The sequence below is a fragment of the Microbispora sp. H10949 genome (genome assembly GCF_014161435.1).
GTDB classification, from domain to species: Bacteria; Actinomycetota; Actinomycetes; order Streptosporangiales; family Streptosporangiaceae; genus Microbispora; species Microbispora triticiradicis.
Map to the genome: position 1 here is coordinate 95,896 of NZ_JABBWZ010000016.1, position 22,366 is coordinate 118,261.

Genomic DNA, 22,366 nt, shown 5'->3' on the forward strand with positions numbered 1-22,366 from the left:
CCTTGAGCCCGGCCTTAGAACGGCTTATGCGCCGGTCGCGCCCACTTCCTTGAATTCCGCCGCCGATCGCGGCCGGAAATGCGGAACCGCGTCGAGAAGTGCTTTCGTGTACGGATGCTCGGGATGGTCGAATACCTTTTCCATTTCACCGCTCTCCACCACCCGGCCGTCCTTCATCACCACCACCCGGTGGCTCAGCCGGCGGATGACGCCGAGATCGTGGGAGATGAACACGTACGCCACCCCGAGCCGCTCCTGGACGTCGGCCAGCACGTCGAGGACCTGGGACTGGATGGACGCGTCGAGCGCGGAGACCGGCTCGTCGCAGACGATGACCCGCGGCCCGGGGGCGAGGGCCCGGGCGATGGCGAGGCGCTGCCGCTGCCCGCCGGACAGCTCCCGCGCGCGCCGGTCGAGCACGCCGGGCACGAGCCCGACGTGTTCCAGCAGCCGCGCCACGTGCCGGTCGCGTTCCTCGCGTGGCGTCCGGCCCGCGCGCAGCGGCTCCTCCAGGATCTGCCGGGCGGTGTAGCGGGGGTCGAAGGACGACAGCGGATGCTGGTAGATCATCTGCACCGCGCGGCGGGCCGTGCGCCGCGCCTGGCCGTGCAGCCCGCTCCACGGTGCGCCGTCGAGCAGCACCCGCCCGGTGTCCGGCTCCAGCAGGCCCATCAGCAGCCGGCCGAGGGTGGTCTTGCCCGAGCCGGACTCGCCGACGACGCCCAGCGTCTGCCCGGCCTCGACCGTGACGGACACGTCGTCCACCGCGGTGAGCGTGCCCCGCCCCGGAAGGGTGTAGCGCTTGACCAGGCCCTCGGCCCGGAGCACCTCGTCCGTCCCCCGGCCCGGCCGCCCGGCCGGCCGCGGCGCGCGGCGGCCGTGCCCGAGCGCCGCGCCCACCAGCGTCCTGGTGTAGGGATGCGACGGCGACTCCAGAACCGCCGCGGCCGGGCCCTCCTCGACGAACAGGCCGTCCTTCATCACGTACACGTAGTCGGCGATCTCCACGACCACGCCCAGGTCGTGGCTGATGAGCAGCACGGCGGTGCCGTCGCTCACCCGCTCGCGCACCAGCGCGAGCACCTGCCGCTGCACGGTCGCGTCCAGGGCCGTCGTCGGCTCGTCGGCGATCAGCAGGTCGGGCCGCGCGGCGAGCGCCGAGGCGATGAGCGCGCGCTGGCGCAGCCCTCCCGACAGCTGGTGGGGATACTGCCGGGCGCGGCTGCGCGGGGCCGGGATCTCCACTTCGCCGAGCAGCCGCTCGACCTCGGCGTCCACCTGCTTCGGGGGCACGACGCGGTGCGTGCGCAGCGGCTCGGCCACCTCCGCGCCGACCCGGCGCAGCGGGTCGAGCGACCCCAGCGCGTCCTGCAGGACGAACCCCAGGCGGCGCCCGCGCAGCGACCGCCAGGCCCGGCCCCGCACCTGGCGCAGGTCGATCCCGTCGAACGTCAGCTCGGCCGCCGCGACCCGGGCGCCCTCCCCCGCCAGGCCGGCGAGGCTGCGCGCCGTGACGCTCTTGCCCGAGCCGGACTCGCCGACGATCGCGACGACCTGGCCGCGGTCGATCCGGAACGACACGCCGCGCACCGCCTCCACCGTCCCGTGCCGGGTAGGGAAGCCCACCGCGAGGTCCCGTACGGCGACGAGGGGGCGGCCCCCTCCTTCGGTGGTCACGACAGCCTCCCTTCGGCGCGGGCGTTGAGATGGCGGCCGACGAGCGTGACGGCCAGGACCGCGAGGGTGATGGCCACTCCGGGGAACACGGCGGGCCACCAGGCGAGGGCCAGGAGCTCACGGCTGTCGGAGAGCATGGCGCCCCACTCGGCCGTCGGCGGCCGAGGGCCGAGGCCCACGAAGCTCAGCGAGGAGCTGGCGACGATCATGGCGCCGAGGCTCACCGTCGCGAGCGCCAGCACGGGGGCGGCGGCGTTGGGCAGCACGTGGCGGACGACGACCTGCGCGCGGGACCAGCCGAACCCGTGGGCGGCCTCGACGTACTGCGCCGCGCGGAGGCGGATCACCTCGGCCCGGGCCACCCGGGCGAAACCGGGCGTGGAGATCACCGCCAGGCCGACGGCGGCGGTGCCGCTCCCGGGGCCGAGCACGGCGACGACGAGGAAGACCAGCAGCAGGCCGGGGACGGACAGGACCACGTCGAGCGACCGGCTGAGGACCTGGTCGGCGACCCGGCCGAGCTGGGCGGCGGCGACCCCGATCACGACGCCGGCCAGGAGGGCCAGCAGGACCGCGCCGGCTCCGATCAGCAGGGACGGCCGGGCTCCGTACACGATCCGGGCGTACAGGTCGCGGCCGTTCTGGTCGGTGCCGAGCCAGTGCCCGGCACCGGGCGGCCGCAGCGTCGCGTCCAGGTCGGCGGCGTCCGGGTCGATTCCCGTGAACAGCGACGGGACCGCCGCCATGGCGGCCAGCAGCACCAGCACGGCCGCCCAGGGCCACAGGCTTTTGGGCACCGCTACCTCCCCGAGTCCCGCGTCCTGGGATCGATCACCCAGGTGAGGATGTCGACCGCGATGGTGACCAGCACGAACGCGATCGCCGTCACCAGGACGACCGCGACGACCACGGGCATGTCCTTGTTCGCCACGGCGGACAGCGCCAGCCGCCCGATGCCCTGCCGGGAGAAGACGATCTCGATGATGACCGCGCCGCCGATCAGGGAGCCGGCGATCCAGCCGAGCAACGTGGTGACGGGGATCAGGGCGTGGCGCAGCACGTGCCGCAGGCGCAGGGCCGTCTCGCCGAGGCCCCGGGCACGGGCGGTCACCACGAACGGCTCGTCCGCCGCGCGCAGCAGCCCCTCCCGCAGCACTCCGGCGACGACGGCCGCGGGCCCGGCGGCCAGGGCGGCGGTCGGCAGGACCAGCCCGGCCGGCGATGAGGACCCGATGGCCGGGAACCAGTGCAGGGTGAAGGAGAAGACGGTCAGCAGCAGCAGCCCCAGCCAGAACGGCGGCAGGGCCACGACCAGCGACTCGGCCGACGCGAACAGCGAGCGCACCCAGGCCCGGCGGTTGGCGCTCGCCACCCCGAGCGCGACCGACGCGACGATCGTCGCCAGCAGGGTCGTGGCCACCAGCAGCAGCGTGGAGGGGAGCTGTGCGGCGATCTCGCCCCACACCGGCCTGCGCAGCACGTACGACTCGCCGAACTCGCCCCGCACGATCCGCCCGAGGTAGGTGAGGTACTGCACCGGGATCGGGTCGTCGAGCCCGTACTCCGCCACGATCCGCTCCCGGACCTCGGGGCTCACCGAGGTCCGGGCGAGCAGGACGTCGGCCGTGCTCCCGGGCATGACCTGCAGCAGCACGAACGTCACCGTCACGGCTCCCCACAGCACACCGGCCGAGGCGGCCAGGCGGACGAGGACCAGCCGTACGAGCGACCCGTGACCCCGGCCGGAGCGGCGGTCCTCGTCCCGCGCCGCCGCCGCTCCCGCCGGGGACGTCTTCAGGACGCCAGCCATATGCCGGACAGGTCGGGCGTGCCGTCGACGTTGAACCGCACGTCCCGGACGCCCTCGCGGGCCGCGACGGTGGACAGCGGCGAGTAGATCGGCAGCACCGCCGCGTCGTCGGTGACCCGCCGCTGCACCTCGGCGTAGACGCCGAACTGCTCGGACTGGTCCCGGGCGTCGAGTGCCCGCTTGAAGTAGGCCTCCACCTGCGGGTTGTCGTACCTCGCCATGTTGTTGCTGATCCCGCGCTTGGGCGTCGGGATGTTGTCGGCGCCGAACAGCACCCGCAGCACGTCCGGCCCGGGTGAGGAGAAGCTCGTGTCGATCAGCTCGTAGTCGCCGTCCAGCAGCCGGTTGACGAAGGTGCCGCCGTCGAGGTTCTCCTCGACCAGCTCGACGCCGAGCTGCTTGGCCGAGGCCTGGATCTGCACGGCGAGGGTGCTCACCGACGGGTCGGACCACATGTGGCGCAGGGTGAGCCGCCTGCCGTCCTTGGTCCGGTAGCCCTGCGCGTCCCTTCGCGTCCATCCGGCCTGGTCGAGCAGCCGGTTCGCCTCGGCCGGGTCGTAGCCGTACGCGGAGGAGAGCGAGCCGTCGAAACCGGGCGTGCTGGCCGACAACGGCCCCTGCGCACCGTCGTACACCCCGAAGTAGACGTTCTTCACGATCTGCCGCCAGTTGACGCCCGCCCGCAGGGCCTTGCGCACGTTGACGTCGCTCAGCGGGCCCTTCGCGGTGTTGGGCCAGTAGCTGTAGTTGGCGCCGGGGAACGGCGTGGTGTGCAGGGCGAAGCCCGGGGTGCCCTTCAACGTGCCGACGGAGGACGGCGCGAGGCCGGTGATCACGTCGACCTGGCCGCTCGTGAGCGCGCCGAGCCGGGCCGAGTTGTCCGGCACGACCGTGACCTCGATGCGGTCGAGCGGCGCGGGGCCCGTGCGCGGCGCCCCCTCCGGAGCCCAGCCGTATGCCGGGTTCCTGACGTAGTCGATGCCCTTCTGCGGGGTGAGCCCGCCGTCGCTCTTGAACGGCCCGGTGCCGACGACGACGGCGCACAGCTTCGAGGCCGGGCCCTTCAGCGTGGCCGGGGACTCGATCCCGAGGTTGGGCTGGGCGAGCGCGGCGAGGAAGCCGGAGTCGGGCCGCTTCAGCCGCACCTCCACGGTCAGCGGGTCGACGGCCTTCGCCGAGTCGTAGGCCGCGACCAGGCTGCCGGCGAGCAGCGACTTGGTCTCGGGGGCGACCACATGGTCGAGGTTGGCGACGACCGCCGCCGCGTCGAACTTCGCGCCGTCGGTGAAGGTGACGCCCTCCCGCAGCCGGAACGTGTACGTCCGCCGGTCGCCCGAGACCGTCCACTCGCGGGCGAGCCAGGGATGGAGACCGCCTCGCGGGTCCTGGTAGACCAGGGAGTCGACCAACGGCCGGGTCAGCAGCCGGGCCGACTCCGTCGGGCTCTGGTGGGGGTCCAGGCACTCCGGTTCCTTCTCGACCGCCAGGCGCAGCGTGCCCCCGGTGCGGGGGGACGCCGCTCCCGCGGCCTCCGCCTTCCCCTGGGCGGCGGGGGCCGGGTCGTCCGCTCCGGAGGAGCAGGCGGTGAGAGCCAGCATCAGCGTGGCGGCCCCCGCCATGACGGCGGAGGCGGTGGTTCCGGGCCTCGGGGCAGCACCCATCCTCGTCCCAATCGTTGCGACGTCCAGGCCGGAAGGGATCTCCGGCCACAGACACAGTGCTCGCCGGTTCTAAAGCCGTGCTGAATCGGCGGCGCCCTCGCGTGAGGGGACTACAGCGACGAGACGATCTTGGCGATCAGCTCGTAGGAGCGGATCCTGGCCTGGTGGTCGGGCACCTGGGTGAGCACGAACAGCTCGTCCGCGCGGGTGGCCCGCAGCAGGTCGCCGAGCCGTGGGGCGATCCGCTCGGGGCTGCCGACGAACTGGGGGCCGATCTTGTCCCGCAGGAACCGCTCCTCCTCCGGGGTGAACCGGTGCGCGGCCGTCTCCTCCTCCGTCGGCAGGACGGTCGCGGGGTCGACCGTGCGCATGAGGATCTGGCCGTACACGAAGGACGTGGCGAGCCGGTGCGCGCGCTCGTCGCTGTCGGCCGCGACCGCGATCACGGCCACGCAGGCGTGCGGCTCGGCGAGGGCCGCCGAGGGCCGGAACGCCCGGCGGTAGGCCTCCAGGGCCTCCGGCGCGCCCGCGCCGACGATCGCGTGCGCGTACACGTACGGCAGGCCGAGGCGGCCCGCGGCCGCGGCGCTGGACGCGCTCGACCCGACCAGCCAGATCTCGGGCGGCGTGGCCGGCTCGGGGATCGCCCGGACGCCGCCGCTGCCGCCGGCGAAGTACTCGCCCAGTTCGCGCAGCGCGCTCGGGAAGTCGAGCCCGCGCGGGTCGCCCATGCGGGCGGCGGCCTCGCCGGAGCCTCCGGCGGCGCGGCCGAGCCCGAGGTCCACCCGGCCGGGGTAGAGCCCGGCCAGGACGCCGAACTGCTCGGCCACCACGTACGGCGAGTGGTTGGGCAGCAGCACCGCGCCGGAGCCGACGCGGATGGTGGAGGTCGCCGCGAGGATGGACCCGGCGAGCACGGCCGGGCTGGAGGTCGCGAGCGCCGGGGTGTTGTGGTGCTCGGCGACCCAGTAACGCCGGTAGCCCAGCGCCTCCACGGCCTGAGCCAGGTCGACGGAGCGGCGCAGCGCGTCGCCCGCGGTGTCGCCACGCCAGACGGGTGCGGTGTCGTGCACGGAGACGGCGATTCCCTCGGCCAACGTCCTCTCCTTCAGGGGGAGTCAAAGGGGCATATGCGGAGGATTCCTCATGTTACGTCGCCGGACAGTCAACCTGAGGTTGCCTCAGATTGTCAACGGCTCAGGGACGGCTCCGGGACCACCCGCCCCTCGGTGTGCAACGTGAGGTGGGCGGGAACGCCGGTGACGGCCTCCAGGCCGTGCACGAACCACGCCTCCCCCGGCGACTCTCCCGGCGTCTCCCCGTCGGCCGCGAAGCCGTAGTGCGGATAGAGGTCGCGTACCTTGCCGTTCTTGGCCGTCGGCAGATAGCGGCCGCGCACGGCGGGGAAACCGGCGTCCCTCGCGGCGTGGAGCACAGCCGACAGCACGGCCTGTTCGATGCCCCGCGCGAAGACCCGGCAGCTCAACAGGAAGTTCTCGATCAGCAGGCCGTCGGGCCGGGCCCTCAGGAAGACCGCGCCGACCAGTCCGTTGCCGCCGAAGCGGTCGGCCGAGGAGATCGTGAGCACCCGGGAGTCCGGACGCCCGGCGCGCTCCCGCACCTCCTCGGGCGACAGGCGCTCGGTGGTGAGGTTGAACTGGTTGGTCCGCAGCGTGATCTGGGAGAGGCGGGCGACCTCCTCCGGCCGCGCCGGGGCCAGCCGCACGGACACGCCCAGACCGGCCAGGAACCTCTCGGCCGAGCCTGCGGCCGCCAGGAAGTCCGACCGCGCCGCCTCCTCGTGGTAGCGGCGGGTCCGCACCCGGTCCTCGGCGGTGACCTCGGTCGTGGTGAACCACCCGTCGGCCAGCAGCGCGTCCGCGTGCGTCGCCGGGTCGCCGTCCAGCTGGACCACGACGGTCTCCGGCAGCTCCGCCGCGACCGCGGCGCACTCGTACGGGCTGTCGTCGGCGAAGACGACGCTGTCGCCGCCGAGGTTGAGCTCCTCCACGAGCGTGCGCAGGTTCCCCGGCTTGGGACTCCAGTTGGCGAGGACGCGGACGAAGTCGTCCTCGCGCAGCACCATGCCGGGGTGGTCGCGCAGGGCGGCGAGCACCGGCTCCCGGTCGTTCTTGCTCACCGCGGCGAGCAGCACGCCCTGGGAACCGAGCTGTTTGACCACGTCCTGGAACCGGCGGAACGCCTCGCCGCGCGGGCCGCGGCCGACCTCGATGCCCTCCACGCCGTCGTCACCGAGGACGCCGCCCCACAACGTGCCGTCCAGGTCGAGGGCCAGCACCTTCTTCGCCCGGCCGGTCCGCGCCCTGACGAGGTGGGCGAGCTCCCGCGCGTACGCGCCGAGCAGCCCGTCGGACAGGTTCGCTCCGGCGTACGTCGCGAAGCGGGAGTCGGCGAGCTCGGTCGCGGACGTCAGGAGCGGGTCGAGGTCCGTCACGACCACCCGGCCGGAGGACGCGCCCAGCTCCAGCAGCTCCGCGTTGGCCCGCCGCCAGGCGGCGCCCAGCCGGGCCCGCGACCCGTGGTCGAGCAGCCGCGCCTGCCACAGGCGGGGCAGCGGCACCGTGTTGAGCACGAGCGTCCCCGAGCCGCCGCTCGCGGCGTACCGCGCGGCGAGTCCCCGCCACAGCGCGAGCTTCTCGCCGAGCACCCGCTCGACGTCCTCCGCCGTGAACGGCACGCCCACCTCGTCGAACACCGTGGCGTGGTCGAGCACGCAGACCACCAGGTCGGGCCGCTCGGCGTACAGCTCGCTGCCCGGGTCGCCCAGCTCGAAGACGTACGACCCGAACCCGGCCGGCCGCACGGACGGCACGTACCCGTGGCGGGCCAGCTCGCCGACGAGCGCGACGCGCAGCGCCTCCAGCGTGCCGTGCCCGGTGACGGTCACCCGCACCCGCGGCAGATCCGGATGGCGCTCCCGTACGGCGTCCAGGTCGGCGTGGGCGAGCAGCCGCGCCGCCCGGGCGGCGTCCTCGGCGGACATCGCGGCGAGAAGCGGGGCAACCTCGTCGAAGCGCTCGGCGAGCGCCCCCTCGCGGTGCAGCCGGCGCAGCCGCGCCAGCGCCGCGGCGGTGTCAGTGGTCATCGGGACTCCAGGTCGTCCGCACCGTGGGTGCCTGTGGCCGTGGGGGCGAGCAGTTCGTCCAGGCGGGCCGCCAGCTCGTGGGCCGTGCGGTGGTCGAGCACCAGGCCCGGCGGGACCTCCAGGCCCGTCTCGCGGGCGACGCGGCCCGCGATCTCCAGGGCGCCGAACGACGTGATGCCGGCCTGGGTGAGGTCGTCGTGCGGGCCGACGGCTCCGCCCGCGTGGCCGAGGGCGCCGTCCACCGCCGCCAGGACGATCGCCAGCAGCACGCCGTGCCGCTCCTCGGCCGGCACGCCGTCGAGCGCCACCGACGGCGTCCCGGCGGTTCCGGCTGTTCCGGCGTTTCCGGCTGTTCCGTCGGGCGGCGTCCCGGCCTCCTCGGACCGCCACCGCCGCAGCGCCGTCACGACCTCACGCAGAGCACCCGGCGGCGCGTCGACGCCGCCGACGAGGGCGGCGAACCTCTCGGGGTCGAGTTCGTCCACCGCGCTCCACAGCTCGCGTTCTCGCGGCGAGCCGCCCCGCGCGCGGGGGGAGGCGGTGATCCAGTGCCGCTCGTGCCGGAAGGGATAGGTCGGGACGGCGGCGGGGTCGGCCGCGGGCCCCTCGCCGACGACCCTGCCCCAGGCGACCGGCACGCCCCGCGCGTACGCCTGGGCGAGCCCCCGCAGGACCGAGCGGGCCTCGGCGGACGGGTCGCGCAGGAGAGGGACGGCGGCCACGTCGTCGCCCTCCTGGGCGAGGCAGTCGGCGACCATGCCGGTCGTCGTCGTGTCCGGGCCGATCTCCACGAAGGTGTCCACGCCGAGGTCGCGCAGCGCGCGGACGCCGTCGTGGAAGCGGACCGGTTCACGCACCTGGGCGGCCCAGTGCTCCGGCGCGGCCAGGTCCTCGCGGGTGACGGGCCGTCCCGTACGGGTCGAGACGAGGGCCGTCGCGGGTTCCCGCACGGTGAGCGCGCGGGCGGCCTCCACCAGGCCGGGCAGCACGGATTCCATGTGCGGCGAGTGGAACGCCTGGCTCACCGCGAGAGCCTTGGTGCGCACGCCTTTCGCCCGCCACTCGGCCGCCAGCCTGCGTACCGCGGCGGCGTCCCCGGAGATCACCGTCGAGCGGGGCCCGTTCACGGCGGCGACCGACACGAGGCCGGCCATCCCGTCCAGCGAGGCCGCGACCTCCGGCTCCGGCGCCCGCAGCGACACCATGCCGCCGCCCTCCGGCGCCGCCTGCATGGCCAGCGCCCGCGCGACCACCAGGGACGCCGCGTCGTCGAGCGACAGCGCCCCCGCTGCGTGCGCCGCCGTGAGCTCCCCGATGGAATGGCCGAGCAGCGCGTGCGCGACCAGGCCCAGGTCCTCGGCCAGCCGGACGAGCCCGATCTGCACGGCGAACAGCGCGGGCTGGGCGTACTCGGTCCGCCGCAGCGACGCCGACTCCGGCGACCCCGCGGGGGCGAACACGACCTCCGCCACCCGCGGCCCCCGCGCTTCCCGCAGCGCACGCGCGCGGTCCAGGGCGGCGCAGGCGGCGTCGAACGCCTCCGCGTAGGCGGGGAACCGCCGGTGCAGCTCCTGGCCCATGCCAGGACGCTGGGTCCCCTGACCGGAGAACACGAACGCCACCGTGGGGGCGGGCCGGGCGGCGGTGACCGGCGATCCGGGCGCGGCGAGCGCGTCCAGCTCACGCGCCAGTTCGGCGGCGTCCTCGCCGAGCGCGACCGCCCGGTGGCGGAACGACGACCGCGCGCCGATGAGCGTCCGCGCCACCGCCGCGAGGCCGGCCGCCTCCCCGTTCCACGCCTTTGAGAGGGCGGTCGCCTCACCACTCCGCACCGTCTCCCCGGTCCGCGCGTCGCTCCGCGCCGCTTCCGCGCGCTCGCCTGGCCGGTCCTGCGCACGCAGGAGGTCGCGCAGGCGGGCGGCCTGCGCCCGCACGGCCTCGGGAGACCGGCCCGACAGCACCCAGGGGACGGCCGACTCCGGCTGCGGGGCGGAGACCGGCGACGGCTCCGGGGCCTCCTCCACGATGAGGTGGGCGTTGGTGCCGCTGATGCCGAACGAGGAGACGCCCGCGCGGCGGGGCCGTTCGCCGCGGGGCCAGGGCCGGGGCCGGGTCAGCGGCGCCACCCCGCCCTCGGCCCAGTCGACCAGCTCGGACGGCTCCTCCGCGTGCAGCGTCGCCGGCAGCACGCCGTGCCGCAGCGCCTCGATCATCTTGATCACTCCGGCCGCTCCGGCGGCGGCCTGCGTGTGGCCCAGGTTCGACTTCACGGACCCGACCCACAGTGGCTCGCGCCGTCCGGAGGCGGCGCCGTACGCCTCGATCAGGGCGCCGGCCTCGATGGGGTCGCCGAGGGCGGTGCCGGTGCCGTGCGCCTCGACGGCGTCCACGTCCGCCGGGGACAGCCCCGCGGACCGCAGGGCGGCCTCGATGACCCTGCGCTGGGCGGGGCCGCTCGGCGCGGTGATCCCGTTGCTCGCTCCGTCGGAGTTGACCGCCGAGCCGCGGATGACGGCGAGGACCGGGTGGCCCGCGCGCCGGGCGTCGCCGAGGCGCTCCAGCACCAGCATGCCCACGCCCTCGCCGAAGCCGGTGCCGTCGGCCGTACGGGAGAACGCCTTGCAGCGGCCGTCGGCGGCGAGCCCGCCCTGGAGGGCGAACTCCACGAACACGCGGGGGGTGGCCATCACCGTCACCCCGCCGGCCAGCGCCAGGTCGCACTCGGACTCCCGCAGCGACCGGACGGCCAGGTGGATCGCGACGAGCGAGGACGAGCACGCCGTGTCGACCGTGAGGGCGGGGCCCTCGAACCCGAAGGTGTAGGACAGTCGGCCGGAGGCCATGCTGGTCGCGTTGCCCGTCATCAGATAGCCCTCGGCCTCCGGAGGCACGCCGTCGAGCGGCGGGGCGTAGTCGTCGTTTATCACCCCCGTGAACACGCCGGTCCGGCTGCCGCGCAATGAGGCCGGGACGACGCCGGCCCGCTCCATGGCCTCCCAGGACACCTCCAGGAGCTGGCGGTGCTGGGGGTCCATAGCGGCGGCCTCCCGAGGGGCGATGCCGAAGAAGGCGGCGTCGAAACCCGCCGCGTCGTCGAGGAACCCCCCGGCCTTCGCGCGCTCACGCAGCGCCGGGTCCCAGCCGCGGTCGCCCGGCGGCTCCCCCACCGCGTCGGCGCCCTCGGCGACCACCCGCCACAGGTCCTCCGGCGAGCGCACCCCGCCGGGAAACCGGCAGGCCGTCGCGACGACGGCGACGGGCTCGGGCTCCGTCAGCGCGGCCAGTTCCCTCTTCACGCGGGTGAGCTCGGCGGTCGTCCAGCGCAGGTACTCGACCAGCCTCTCGTCAGACATGCCGCCGCCCTTCGGACCGGAGCTCGGAGTCGATGAACCGGAACAGCTCCTCCGCGGTCGCGGGGATCTCCTCCGTGGTGTCGGCGGCCGACGGCGCCGGGGCCGCAGGCTCGGGGTCGTCCGGGACCAGGCGCCGGAGCAGGTACGCCGCCAGGGCGTCCGGAGTCGGCTGGTCGAAGACCACGGTGGCCGGCAACCGCAGGCCGGTGGCTTTGCCGAGGCGGTTGCGCAGCTCGACCGCGGTCAGCGAGTCGAACCCCAGCTCCTTGAAGCTGCGCCGCTCCCCGGCGTCGTCCTCGGGCGCCCGGCCGAGGACCGCCTCGACGTTCCGCAGCACGGTCTCGGTCACCAGCTCCCTGCGCCGTTCCGGGTCCGCCGCGGCGAGCAGGGCGGGCAGCCCGCCGGAGTCCCCCGAGCCCTCGTCGCTCTTGGGGGTGGCGGGCGCCGGCGCGGAGGAGCCCCGGCGGGCCAGCGCCCGCAGCGGCGCAGCGAGGTCGGGGATCGCCGCGAGCCGCGCCGGGTCGAGCCGTACGGCGGCCAGGGCGGGCGCGGCGGCGTCCAGCGCCGCGTCGAGCAGGGACAGGGCGTGCTCGGGGGCCAGCGGCAGCAGGCCGGAGCGCGCCATCCTCGCCCGGTCGGCCGCCGTGAGCGCGCCCGTCATGGCGCTGTCGGAGCGCCACAGCCCCCAGGCGACGGAGGTCGCGGGGAGCCCCTGCTGGGCCCGCGCGGCGGCGAGCGCGTCGAGGAAGACGTTGGCCGCCGCGTAGGCCGCCTGCCCGGGGCTGCCGACGATCCCGGCCGCGCTGGAGAACAGCACGAACGCGGCCAGGTCGAGCTCCCGGGTGAGCTCGTGCAGGTGCCAGGCGCCGTCGGCCTTGGGCCGCAGCACCGCGTCGAGCCGTTCGGGGGTGAGGGTGGCGAGCGTGGCGTCGTCGAGGACGCCGGCCGCGTGCACGACCCCGGTGAGCGGATGCCCGGTGGGCACCGCGGCGAGCACGCCCGCCAGCGCGGCGCGGTCGGCGACGTCGGCGGCGACGACGGTCAGGTGCGCCCCAAGCGCGCCGAGTTCGGCACGCAACGCCTCGACCCCCGGCGCCCGCTCGCCCTGCCTGCTCACCAGGAGCAGATGCCGGATGCCGTGGGCGCGGGCCAGGTGGGTCGCGACGAGGCGTCCCAGGCCTCCCGTGCCGCCGGTGACCAGGACCGTCCCCTCCGGATCGAGCGGGCGGGGGACGCGCAGCGCCACCTTGCCGACGTGGCGGGCGAGGCCGAGGTGCCGTACGGCCTCGGGGGCCCGGCCGGTCTGCCAGGCCGTGACGGGAAGCGGCGTGAGCACCCCTTCGGCGAGGAGCGCGGCGATCTCGGCGAGCATGACGGCGATCCGGTCCGGCCCGGCCTCGGCCAGGTCGAAGGCCCGGTAGAGCACGCCGTGCCGGTCGTCGATCTCGCCGGGGTCGCGCACGTCGGTCTTGCCCATCTCGACGAACCGGCCGCCCGGCGCGAGCAGCCCGAGCGAGGCGTCGACGAACTCCCGGGCCAGCGAGTTGAGCACGATGTCCACGCCGCGGCCGCCGGTCGCGGCCCGGACGGCCTCCGTGAAGGACAGGTCGCGCGAGTTCGCGACGTGCTCACGCGGCAGGCCCGCCCGTTCCAGGTGCGGCCACTTGGCGGGACTCGCGGTGCCGAAGACCGTCAGTCCCCAGTGGCGGGCGAGCTGGATCGCCGCCCCGCCGACGCCTCCCGCCGCCGAGTGCACGAGCAGCCGTTCCCCGGGCCGCGCGCCGGCGAGATCCCTCAGCGCGTAGTAGGCCGTGAGGAACACGGCGGGCACCGTGGCCGCCTGGGCGAACGTGAGCCCGGGCGGGATCGGCGCGAGCAGGCGGTGATCGGTGACGGCCGACGGGCCGACGCCGCCGGGGACGAGCCCCATCACACGGTCCCCGGGGACGAGGCCGGTGACGCCGTCGCCGACCTCGGCGACGACCCCGGCGCCCTCGGTGCCGAGGTCGGCGGAGCCCGGATACATGCCGAGCACCAGCATCGCGTCGCGGAAGTTGAGCCCCGAGGCCCGTACGGCCACCCGCACCTCGCCGGGCCCCAGCGGCCGTTCCTCCACCGGCCGGCACACCAGGTCCTCGGCGACGCCGCCCTCCCCCGCCTCCAGACGCCAGGCGCCGCGGGGCCGTACGAGGTCGGGACGGCGGGTGGTGAGCCGCGGCGCCAGCGGGAGACCGTTCCGGACGGCCGTCTGCGGCTCTCCGGTGGCCACGGCGTCGAGCACCCGGGCGAGCGGAGCGGAGCCGGCGTCCACCAGGGCGATCCGCCCCGGCTCCTCGCTCTGGGCGCTGCGGACGAGGCCCCAGACGGCGGCGCCGTCGAGCGCGTCCACCGCGTCGCCCGGGGCCGCCGCCACGGCGTCCCGGGTGCGGACGGCGAACAGCGTCCCGCCCAGCCGGGGGTCGGCGAGGCCGCGCCGGAGCGTGCCGAGCACCTCCAGCAGGGCCGCCCTGACCGCCTCCGGCACGTCGCCCTCCCGTGGCGCGGAGGGGACGTCGAGAACCAGCACGTCCGGAGCGGGGCTCCCGGCGTCCAGCGCCGCGAGCGCCGCGTCCAGGTCCGGGTGGTCGGCCTCGGCGTCCGTGCCGAGCGCCCACACGCGCTCGCGGGGCACGCCCGAGCCGGGCGACACGGCCTCCCAGACGAGCTCGTGCAGCGCGTCGCCGACGGAGGCCGCGGCGAGGTCGGCCGGGTCGGCCGCGCGGAGCGTCACCGCCTCGACGGACGCGACCGGCACGCCCTCGGCGGTGGCCAGTTCGACCGCCACCGCGCCGTCGCCCGCCCGGCCGAGGCGAACCCGTACGGTTCCCGGCGCCCGGCCGTGCAGGGTGAACCCTCTCCAGGTGAAGGGCAGTCGTACGGCGCCGTCGTCGGGGAACAGCCCGGCGGGGCCGAGTGCGTGCAGCGCGGCGTCCAGCAGCGTCGGGGCGACGCGGAAGCCCGCAGGGACCTCCAGGGACACCTCCGCGACGACGTCGTCCCCCGACCGCCACGCCGACCGCAGGCCGCGGAAGGCCGGTCCGTAGTGGTACCCCCTGGCCGCCAGGTCCTCGTACAGCCCGGCCACCGGCAGCGGGACGGCGCCGGCCGGCGGCCACGCGCCGCCGGGCCGTTCGCCCCCCGTCCGGCCGTCCGGCGCCGGACCGCGGGAACCGTTCACCCGCGCGGGGACAGCGGGGGCGAGGAAGCCGGTCGCATGGGCAGTCCAGGGAGGACCGAGGAGATCGGCCGCGAAATCGGCCACGGGATCGGCCGCGGCGGCCGGGCCGGGCACGGGCCGGGCGTGCAGAGCGATCTCGCGGCGGCCGTCCGGCTCGGCCGGCCCGACCGTCACCTGGATCTCCGCCGCGCCGGACGGCTCCAGGACGAGCGGCCGGGTCAGCGTCAGCTCGTCCACGCGTGGCACCCCGGCCGACTCCCCCGCGAAGGAGGCCAGCTCGGCGAGCACCGCGCCGGGCACCAGAACGGCGCCGTCCACGGCGTGACCGGCCAGCCAGGGGTGGTCGTCGAGGCCGACCCTGCCGAGAAGCAGCACGCGGTCCTCGCCCGCCGGCCGGACCACGGTGTCCAGCAGCGGATGGCCGGTGCCGCGGGCCCTCGGCGCCGCGGCCGGTCTCGCGGGCTCCAGCCAGTGGCGGCGGCGGTCGAACGCGTAGGTCGGCAGGGTGGGGATCCGCCGGGGCGTCCGGACCCGCCGCGCGATGGGCGGATGCGCGGCCCAGTCGACCGGCACGCCGTTCACCCACGCCTCGGCGACCGAGACGAGCACCCGGCCGAGACCGCCGTCCTCCCGCCGCAGGGTTCCGACGACGGCCGTCGAGCGGTCCTCCGCGGCCGCCTCCAGGATCTCCTGGACCCCCATGCCGAGCACCGGATGCGGGCTGACCTCGATGAAGACCTCGTGCCCTGCCGCGAGGGCCGCCTCCACGGCGGACTGCAGCAACACGGGGCTGCGCAGGTTGCGGTACCAGTACGCGGGCCGCCCGAACCCCGTCTCCCCGCCGGGCTCGACCCGCCCCCCGGTCACCGTGGAGAACACGTCGGCCGTGTACTCCGGCAACGGCGCGGGCTCGGGCAGCACCTCCAGCAGTTCGGCCTCCAGCGGCTCCACCTGCGGGGAGTGGGAGGCGTAGTCCACCTCGACGAGCCGGACGCGCACTCCCCGCTCACGCAGCGCCCGCTCCAGCCGGTGCACCGCTCCGGCCTCTCCCGCGACGACGGTGGCGGCGGGCCCGTTGACAGCGGCGACCGCGATCCTCGTCCCGTCGCCCGTCGCCTCGACGGCCGCGCGCACCGTGTCCGCCGGGGCGGCGACCGAGAGCATCGCGCCCTGTCCGGACAACGCCAGCAGCGCCCGGCTGCGCAGCGCCACCACCGTCGCCGACTCCTCAAGCGACAGCGCGCCGGCCGCCAGCGCGGCGGCGATCTCGCCCTGGGAGTGCCCGACGACCGCGGCGGGCCGTACGCCGAAGGACTCCCAGACGGCGGTCAGGCCGGTCATCGTGGCCCACAGGACGGGCTGCACGACGTCGGCCCTCCCCAGGTCTGCGCCGCCGAGCAGGGCCTCCCGCAGGGACCGGCCGGTGACCGGGTCCAGGGCGGCGGCGCACTCGGCGATCCGCGCGGCGAAGGCGGGCGACTCCTCCAGCAGCGCACGGGCCATGCCGTCCCACTGCGTTCCCTGCCCCGGGTAGACGAAGACCGGCCGGCGTGCCTGCCGCGCGTGTCCGGTGACCACGGTCGCGGAGGGCGTCCCGCCGGCCACGGCGGCGAGCCCCTCGATCGCCTCCTCCCTGCCGGTGGCCACCACGACCGCGCGGTACCCGAACTCGGCCCTGGTGCGCACCAGCTCCGCCGCGACGTCGGCGAGCGGGACGCCGGGGTGCCGTTCCAGGTATTCGCCGAGCCGCCGCGCCTCACCGCGCAGCGCCCCGGCCGACTTGGCGGAAAGGACCAGCGGAACCGCGACGGCCGGCTCCTGCTCCACGCCTGAATCGGGGTCCGGGCCGAGGCCCGGGCCGAGGTCCGCCGCGGGCGGCTCCTCGACGATCACGTGGGCGTTGGTGCCGCTCATCCCGAACGCCGAGACGCCGAACCGCCGCGGCCGATCCCCGGACGGCCAGGGCACGGCCTCGGTGACCAGTTCGAGCCCGCCGCCGTCCCAGTCCACGTGGCGGGAGGGCGCGTCGACGTGCAGCGTGCGCGGCAGCGTCTCGTGCTTCAGCGCCAGGATCATCTTGATGAGGCCGCCGGCCCCGGCCGCCGCCTGGGTGTGGCCGATGTTCGACTTGAGCGAGCCCAGCCGCAGCGGCGGCCGGTCGCCCCTGGCCGCGCCGTACGTGCGGAGCAGGGCCCGCGCCTCCACCGGGTCGCCGAGGGTGGTGCCCGTGCCGTGGGCCTCGACCGCGTCCACGTCGGCGGGGGCGAGGCCGGCGGCGCGCAGCGCTTCGGCGATCACCCGCTCCTGGGCGGGGCCGTTCGGGGCGGTGAGGCCGTTGCTCGCGCCGTCCTGGTTGACCGCCGTCCCCTTCACGACGGCCAGCACCGGGTGGCCCTCGCGGCGGGCGTCCGACAGCCGCTCCACCAGCAGCAGGCCGACGCCCTCGCTGAAGCCCGTCCCGTCGGCCGCGTCGGCGAACGCGCGGCACCTGCCGTCGGGCGACAGCCCCCGCTGGCGGCTGAACTCCACGAACGTCGCGGGTGTGGCCATCAGCGTCGCCCCGCCGACCAGGGCCAGGTCGCACTCCCCGGCCCGCAGCGCCCGTACGGCGAGGTGGAGGGCGACCAGCGAGGACGAGCACGCGGTGTCGACCGTGATGGCCGGCCCCTCCAGGCCGAAGGTGTAGGCGATCCGGCCGGACGCCACGCTCCCGGCGCTGCCGGTGCCGAGGTAACCGCCGTGCTCGCGGGGGTCGTCCTGGGCCCGCGCGCCGTACTCGGTGTAGATGAGGCCGACGTAGACGCCGGTGCGCGAGCCGCGCAGCCGAGTGGGGTCGATCCCGGCGCGCTGGAACGCCTCCCACGACGTCTCCAGCAGCAGCCGCTGCTGCGGGTCGGCCGCCCGCGCCTCCCGGGGGTTCATCTCGAAGAAGTCCGCGTCGAAGTCGGCGGCGTCGTGGATGAAGCCTCCGCGGCGTGCGTAGGACGTGCCGGGCGTGTCCGGGTCGTCGTCGAACAGCGTCGCGAGGTCCCAGCCGCGGTCGGCCGGGAACTCCCCGATCGCGTCGCCGCCCGCCTCCAGCAACTCCCACAGCTCCTCGGGGGTGGTGACGCCCCCGGGGTAGCGGCAGGCCATGGACACGATCACGACGGGGTCCTCCGCGTCGTCGCGCGCCTGCGGGACGGCCGGGGCGGCGCCCGTCTCAGCGCCCGTCTCAGCCACCGTCTCAGCCACCGTCTCGGAGCCCGCCACGGACTCGGACAGGTGGCGGGCCAGGGCCCGGGGGGTCGGGTGGTCGAACACCAGCGTGCTGGGCAGGCGCAGGCCGAGCGCGCGCCCCAGGTGGTCGCGCAGTTGCACGCCGGTCAGGGAGTCGAGCCCCAGGTCCCGGAAGGGCCGGTCGGGCCGGACCTCCCCCGCGGAGTCGTACCCGAGAAGGCCGGCGATCCCCCGGGACACCAGGTCGAGGAGGCGTTCCTCCCGTTCCCGCGCGGTCAGCCCCTTCAGTTCGGCGTGGGCCCCGGCGTGACCGCCGTCGGCGGCCGCGAGCGTGGCGGCCGGTCCGCCCGCCTCCCCCGGGTGGTGCCCGGCGAGCGCGCGCTTCCGCGGCGGCCGCAGGCGCAGGGCCGGGCCCAGGTGCGGGTGCGGGTGCGGATGCGGCCTGTCCTCGTACGCGTCCGGGGCTTCCGGCCGCTCCGGCCGCCCGGCCTCCGGCGCGGGCACCGGCCGTACGCGGACCTCGTCGGCCGTCAGCACGGCCCGGCCGTCCGGCGTGGTGAGGAGCAGGGCGTAGGTGTCGGGACCGGTGCGGGTCACCCGGGCCCTTAGGGGCCCGGCAGCGGGCGTGTACGCCCGCACGCCGCTCCAGGCGAAGGGGACGACCGGCTCGGGCGGGCCGTCGTCCCCGGCCCGCAGCACGCGGTCGAGGAAGGCGGCCTGGACCGCGCCGTCCAGCGCGGCGGGGTGGATCGCGTACCCGTCCCCCTCCGTTGCCGGGCCCGTCGCGTGCCCGCCCGGCCCGGCCACCCGGGCGGCCGGATCGTCGACCGGATCAGCGGCCGGATCTGTGATCGGATTCGTGGCCGGACTCGTGGCCGCGTCGGCGAACACCTCGGCGAACACCTCGCCGTCCCGGGCCCACGCGGCACGCACCGCGCGCAGGGCCGGGCCGTAGTGGGCCCCCGCCTCGGCCAGCCGTCCGTACCCGGCCTCGACGTCGAGGGACTCCGCGCCCTCCGGCGGCCATTCGCCCGGGGGTCCGGCCGCATCGCCGTCGCCGGGAAGAACACCGGAAAGGTCTGCGGGAAGGTCGTTGGGACCGTCGCCCGGAAGATCGCCCGGGGCCAGGGAGCCGGACGCGTGGAGCCGCCACGGACCTGCGGCGTCCCCCTCCCCCGTCCTGGCGTGGATCGCGAACGTCGCGCCGCCCGGCGCGGCCTCCACCTCGACCTGCAGACGGACGGCGGCCTCCGCCACCTCCACGGGGGCCAGGAGCGTCACGTCCTCGATCCGGGACAGGCCGACGCGCTCCCCCGCCGCCAGCGCCAGCTCGGCCAGCCCGCTCCCGGGGAGCAGCCGGCGCTCCCCCAGCCGGTGCTGCCGCGACCACCCCTCCGCCGGCAGGACGCCGGAGAACAGCACCCGCCGGCCACCGGTGTCCTCGACGGCGACACCGAGCACGGGATGGCCCGCCGACGGGAGCCCGGACGGGCCGGGGGCGGCGGCGGGCGGCGCGGCGGTGACGGTGTCCAGCCAGAACCGCCGCTCCTGGAAGGCGTAGGTGGGAAGATCGACCCTGCTTCCGGCGGTGAACGGGCCCCACTCCACGGGAACACCGGCGGCGAACAACGCCCCGGCGGAGGTGAGCAGCCGGTCGAGCCCACCGTCGTCGCGGCGGAGCGTGCCCACGACGTGCGCGGCGGCCCCCGCCTCCTCGGCCGTGTCGCGCAGCGGCGCCGTCAGCACGGGATGCGGGCTCACCTCCAGGAAACACCGGTGTCCCGCCTCGACCAGGGCGGCGACGGTCTCGCCGAGGCGCACCGGCTCGCGCAGGTTGTCGTACCAGTACGCGGCGTCGAGCGCGGCGCCGTCCACCTCGCCGGCCAGTACGGTCGAGTGGAAGGGGACGTGACCCGTCCTGGGCCGGATCCCCGCCAGCCGGGCGAGCAGCGGTTCGCGCAGCGGCTCCACGGCCGGTGAGTGGGACGCGTAGTCCACGGGCACGAGCCGCGCCCGCACACCCTCCGCCTCACACCGGCTGACGAGCTCGCGCACCGCGCCTGCCTCTCCCGAGACGACGGTCGCGGTGGGCCCGTTCACCGCCGCCACGGCGATGCCGTCCACGTCGCCGAAGCGGCGGCGCAGCTCGGCGGCGGCCAGCTCGACCGACGCCATGGCCCCGCCGCCCGCGATGTCCGCGATCGCGCGGCTGCGCCGGGCCACCAGGGCGGCCGCGTCGGCCAGGTCCAGGATGCCCGCGGCGTACGCCGCCGCGATCTCCCCCTGGGAGTGCCCCACGACGGCGGCCGGTTCGACGCCGAGGGAGCGCCACGCGGCGGTCAGCGACGCCATCACGGCGAACAGGGCGGGCTGCACCACGTCGACCCGGTCCAGCAGGGCGCCGGTCGTGCCGCCGGCGGGCGCGGTCACCACCTCGACCAGGTCCCATTCGACGTGCGGGGCGAGGGCGGCGGCGCACTTGAGCATCTCCTCGCGGAACGGCTCCCAGGAGGCGAAGAGCTCGCGCGCCATGCCGGCCCACTGCGACCCCTGGCCCGGGAAGACGAACACCGGCCGCGCCGGGGCCCCCGCCTCCCCCGACGCCGCGTAGGGGGACGGGAGTCCCTCCTCCAGCGCCGCCAGCGCCCCGGTGAGTCCCGGCAGGTCCGTCCCGACCGCGACCGCGCGGTGGAGGAGATCGGCGCGGCCGGTGCGCAGCGTGTGGGCCACGTCGGCCGGGCGGGTGTCCGGATGGCCGCTCACCCACTCGCGCAGCCGGGTGAGCTGGTCACGCAGGGCCCGATCCGTGTCGCCCGACACCGTCCAGACCACCGGCCGCCCGTCCGGGTGCTCCTGGCCTTCCGGATGTTCCCCGCTCTCCTGGTCCGCCTCCGCGGGGGGCTGCTCGATGACGACGTGGGCGTTGGTGCCGCTGATGCCGAACGAGGAGACCGCGGCGCGGCGGGCGCGGTCCCGCTCGGGCCAGGGGCGGGCGGCGGTGAGCGGGGCGAGGCCGCCCGCGGCCCAGTCGACGTGCGGAGTGGGGACGTCGATGTGCAGGCTCGCCGGGAGCACGCCGTGCCGCATGGCCAGGACCATCTTGATGACGCCGCCGACGCCCGCGGCGGCCTGCGTGTGCCCGATGTTCGACTTGAGCGAGCCCAGCCACACCGGGTCGTCGGCGGGACGCGCGCCGCCGTACACCTCCATCAGCGCGTTCGCCTCGATCGGGTCGCCGAGGCCGGTGCCGGTGCCGTGTCCCTCCACGGCGTCCACCTCGCCGGGGTCGAGGCCGGCGTCGGCGAGCGCCGCCCGGACGACCCGCTGCTGGGCCGCGCCGTTCGGGGCGGACAGGCGGCTGCTCGCGCCGTCCGAGTTGACCGCGCTGCCGCGCAGCACCGCGACGACCGGATGGCCCTTCCGCCGCGCCTCCGACAGCCGTTCCACGAGCACCAGGCCGACGCCCTCCGCCCAGCCGGTGCCGTCGGCCGCCGCGGCGTACGCCTTGCACCGGCCGTCCGGGGACAGCCCCCGCTGGCGGCTGAACTCGACGAAGGTCGCCGGCGTCGCCATGACCGTGGCGCCGCCCGCGACGGCCATCTCGCAGTCGCCCCGCCGTACGGCCTGGGCCGCGTAGTGCAGGGCGACGAGCGATGACGAGCACGCCGTGTCCAGCGTGACCGCCGGTCCCTGCAGGCCGAAGGTGTAGGCGATGCGGCCGGAGGCGACGCTCCCGGCGCTGCCGGTGCCGACGAACCCTTCGAGGCCCTCGGGGGCGCGGGCGTGCCGGGACGCGTAGTCGGAGTACATGACCCCGACGAACACCCCGACCCGCTCGCCCGTCAGCCCGCGCGGGTTCAGCCCGGCCCGTTCGAACACCTCCCAGGTGGCCTGCAGAAGCAGCCGCTGCTGGGGGTCGACGGCCGGTGCCTCGCGGGGGCTGATGCCGAACAGCTCGGGGTCGAACCCGGCGGCGTCGTGCAGGAACCCGCCCTCCGTGGCGTAGCTGGTGCCCTCCCGGTCCGGGTCGGGGTCGTACAGCTCGTCGAGGGGCCAGCCGCGGTCGCGCGGGAACGGGGTGATCGCGTCGGTTCCGGACTCGACCAGCCGCCACAGATCCTCCGGGGTGCGCACCCCGCCGGGGTAGCGGCAGGCCATTGCGACGATCGCCAGCGGCTCGCGCGCGGCCTGTTCCAGCCGTTCCAGCTCCGCCCGGGCGCGCAGCAGGTCGGCCGTGGTCCGCCGGAGGTAGTCGCGCAGCCTGTCTTCATTCGCCATCGATGAACCGCTCTCCGTTGTCATCCTGAAAGGGCCGTTCGTGAT

The 22,366-nt window shown here is 76.0% G+C and carries 8 protein-coding genes; all 8 read right to left on the bottom strand.

The annotated features are described in order from the left end of the window. Nucleotides 1–24 precede the first annotated feature (24 nt). Nucleotides 25–1,677, bottom strand: coding sequence for a dipeptide ABC transporter ATP-binding protein (locus HHX40_RS32755; protein WP_182883669.1), 1,653 nt, complete (start codon nt 1,675–1,677; stop codon nt 25–27). Beyond that, nucleotides 1,674–2,474, bottom strand: a complete 801-nt coding sequence (locus HHX40_RS32760; RefSeq protein ID WP_220499863.1) for an ABC transporter permease — start codon at nt 2,472–2,474, stop codon at nt 1,674–1,676. Before HHX40_RS32760 ends, HHX40_RS32755 begins: the two co-directional genes overlap by 4 nt. A gap of 2 nt (nt 2,475–2,476) precedes the next feature. Next, nucleotides 2,477–3,487, bottom strand: coding sequence for an ABC transporter permease (locus HHX40_RS32765; protein ID WP_182883670.1), 1,011 nt, complete (start codon nt 3,485–3,487; stop codon nt 2,477–2,479). Beyond that, a complete protein-coding gene (locus HHX40_RS32770; protein WP_220499864.1) occupies nt 3,472–5,148 on the bottom strand; it encodes an ABC transporter substrate-binding protein in 1,677 nt (558 codons plus the stop codon). The genes HHX40_RS32765 and HHX40_RS32770 overlap by 16 nt, the downstream gene beginning before the upstream one ends. 110 nt (nt 5,149–5,258) lie before the next feature. Next, the gene (locus tag HHX40_RS32775) at nt 5,259–6,245 is read right to left on the bottom strand and encodes an LLM class flavin-dependent oxidoreductase (RefSeq protein WP_208799938.1); all 987 of its coding nucleotides are present in this window, start codon (nt 6,243–6,245) and stop codon (nt 5,259–5,261) included. 92 nt (nt 6,246–6,337) lie between these two features. After that, entirely contained in the window at nt 6,338–8,254 is a 1,917-nt protein-coding gene (locus HHX40_RS32780; RefSeq protein WP_182883671.1) for an HAD-IIIC family phosphatase, read from the bottom strand. Then, complete coding sequence (locus HHX40_RS32785; RefSeq protein ID WP_182883672.1) at nt 8,251–11,607, bottom strand: type I polyketide synthase; 3,357 nt, start codon at nt 11,605–11,607, stop codon at nt 8,251–8,253. The genes HHX40_RS32780 and HHX40_RS32785 overlap by 4 nt, the downstream gene beginning before the upstream one ends. Then, the gene (locus HHX40_RS32790) at nt 11,600–22,321 is read right to left on the bottom strand and encodes a type I polyketide synthase (protein ID WP_182883673.1); all 10,722 of its coding nucleotides are present in this window, start codon (nt 22,319–22,321) and stop codon (nt 11,600–11,602) included. The genes HHX40_RS32785 and HHX40_RS32790 overlap by 8 nt, the downstream gene beginning before the upstream one ends. Nucleotides 22,322–22,366 lie beyond the last annotated feature (45 nt).

Excerpts from the sequence above, each read along its gene's own strand:
- HHX40_RS32790 (WP_182883673.1), bottom strand. The coding sequence starts at position 22,321 with ATGGCGAATGAAGACAGGCTGCGCGACTACCTCCGGCGGACCACGGCC.
- HHX40_RS32770 (WP_220499864.1), bottom strand. The coding sequence starts at position 5,148 with ATGGGTGCTGCCCCGAGGCCCGGAACCACCGCCTCCGCCGTCATGGCG.
- HHX40_RS32780 (WP_182883671.1), bottom strand. The coding sequence starts at position 8,254 with ATGACCACTGACACCGCCGCGGCGCTGGCGCGGCTGCGCCGGCTGCAC.
- HHX40_RS32765 (WP_182883670.1), bottom strand. The coding sequence starts at position 3,487 with ATGGCTGGCGTCCTGAAGACGTCCCCGGCGGGAGCGGCGGCGGCGCGG.
- HHX40_RS32785 (WP_182883672.1), bottom strand. The coding sequence starts at position 11,607 with ATGTCTGACGAGAGGCTGGTCGAGTACCTGCGCTGGACGACCGCCGAG.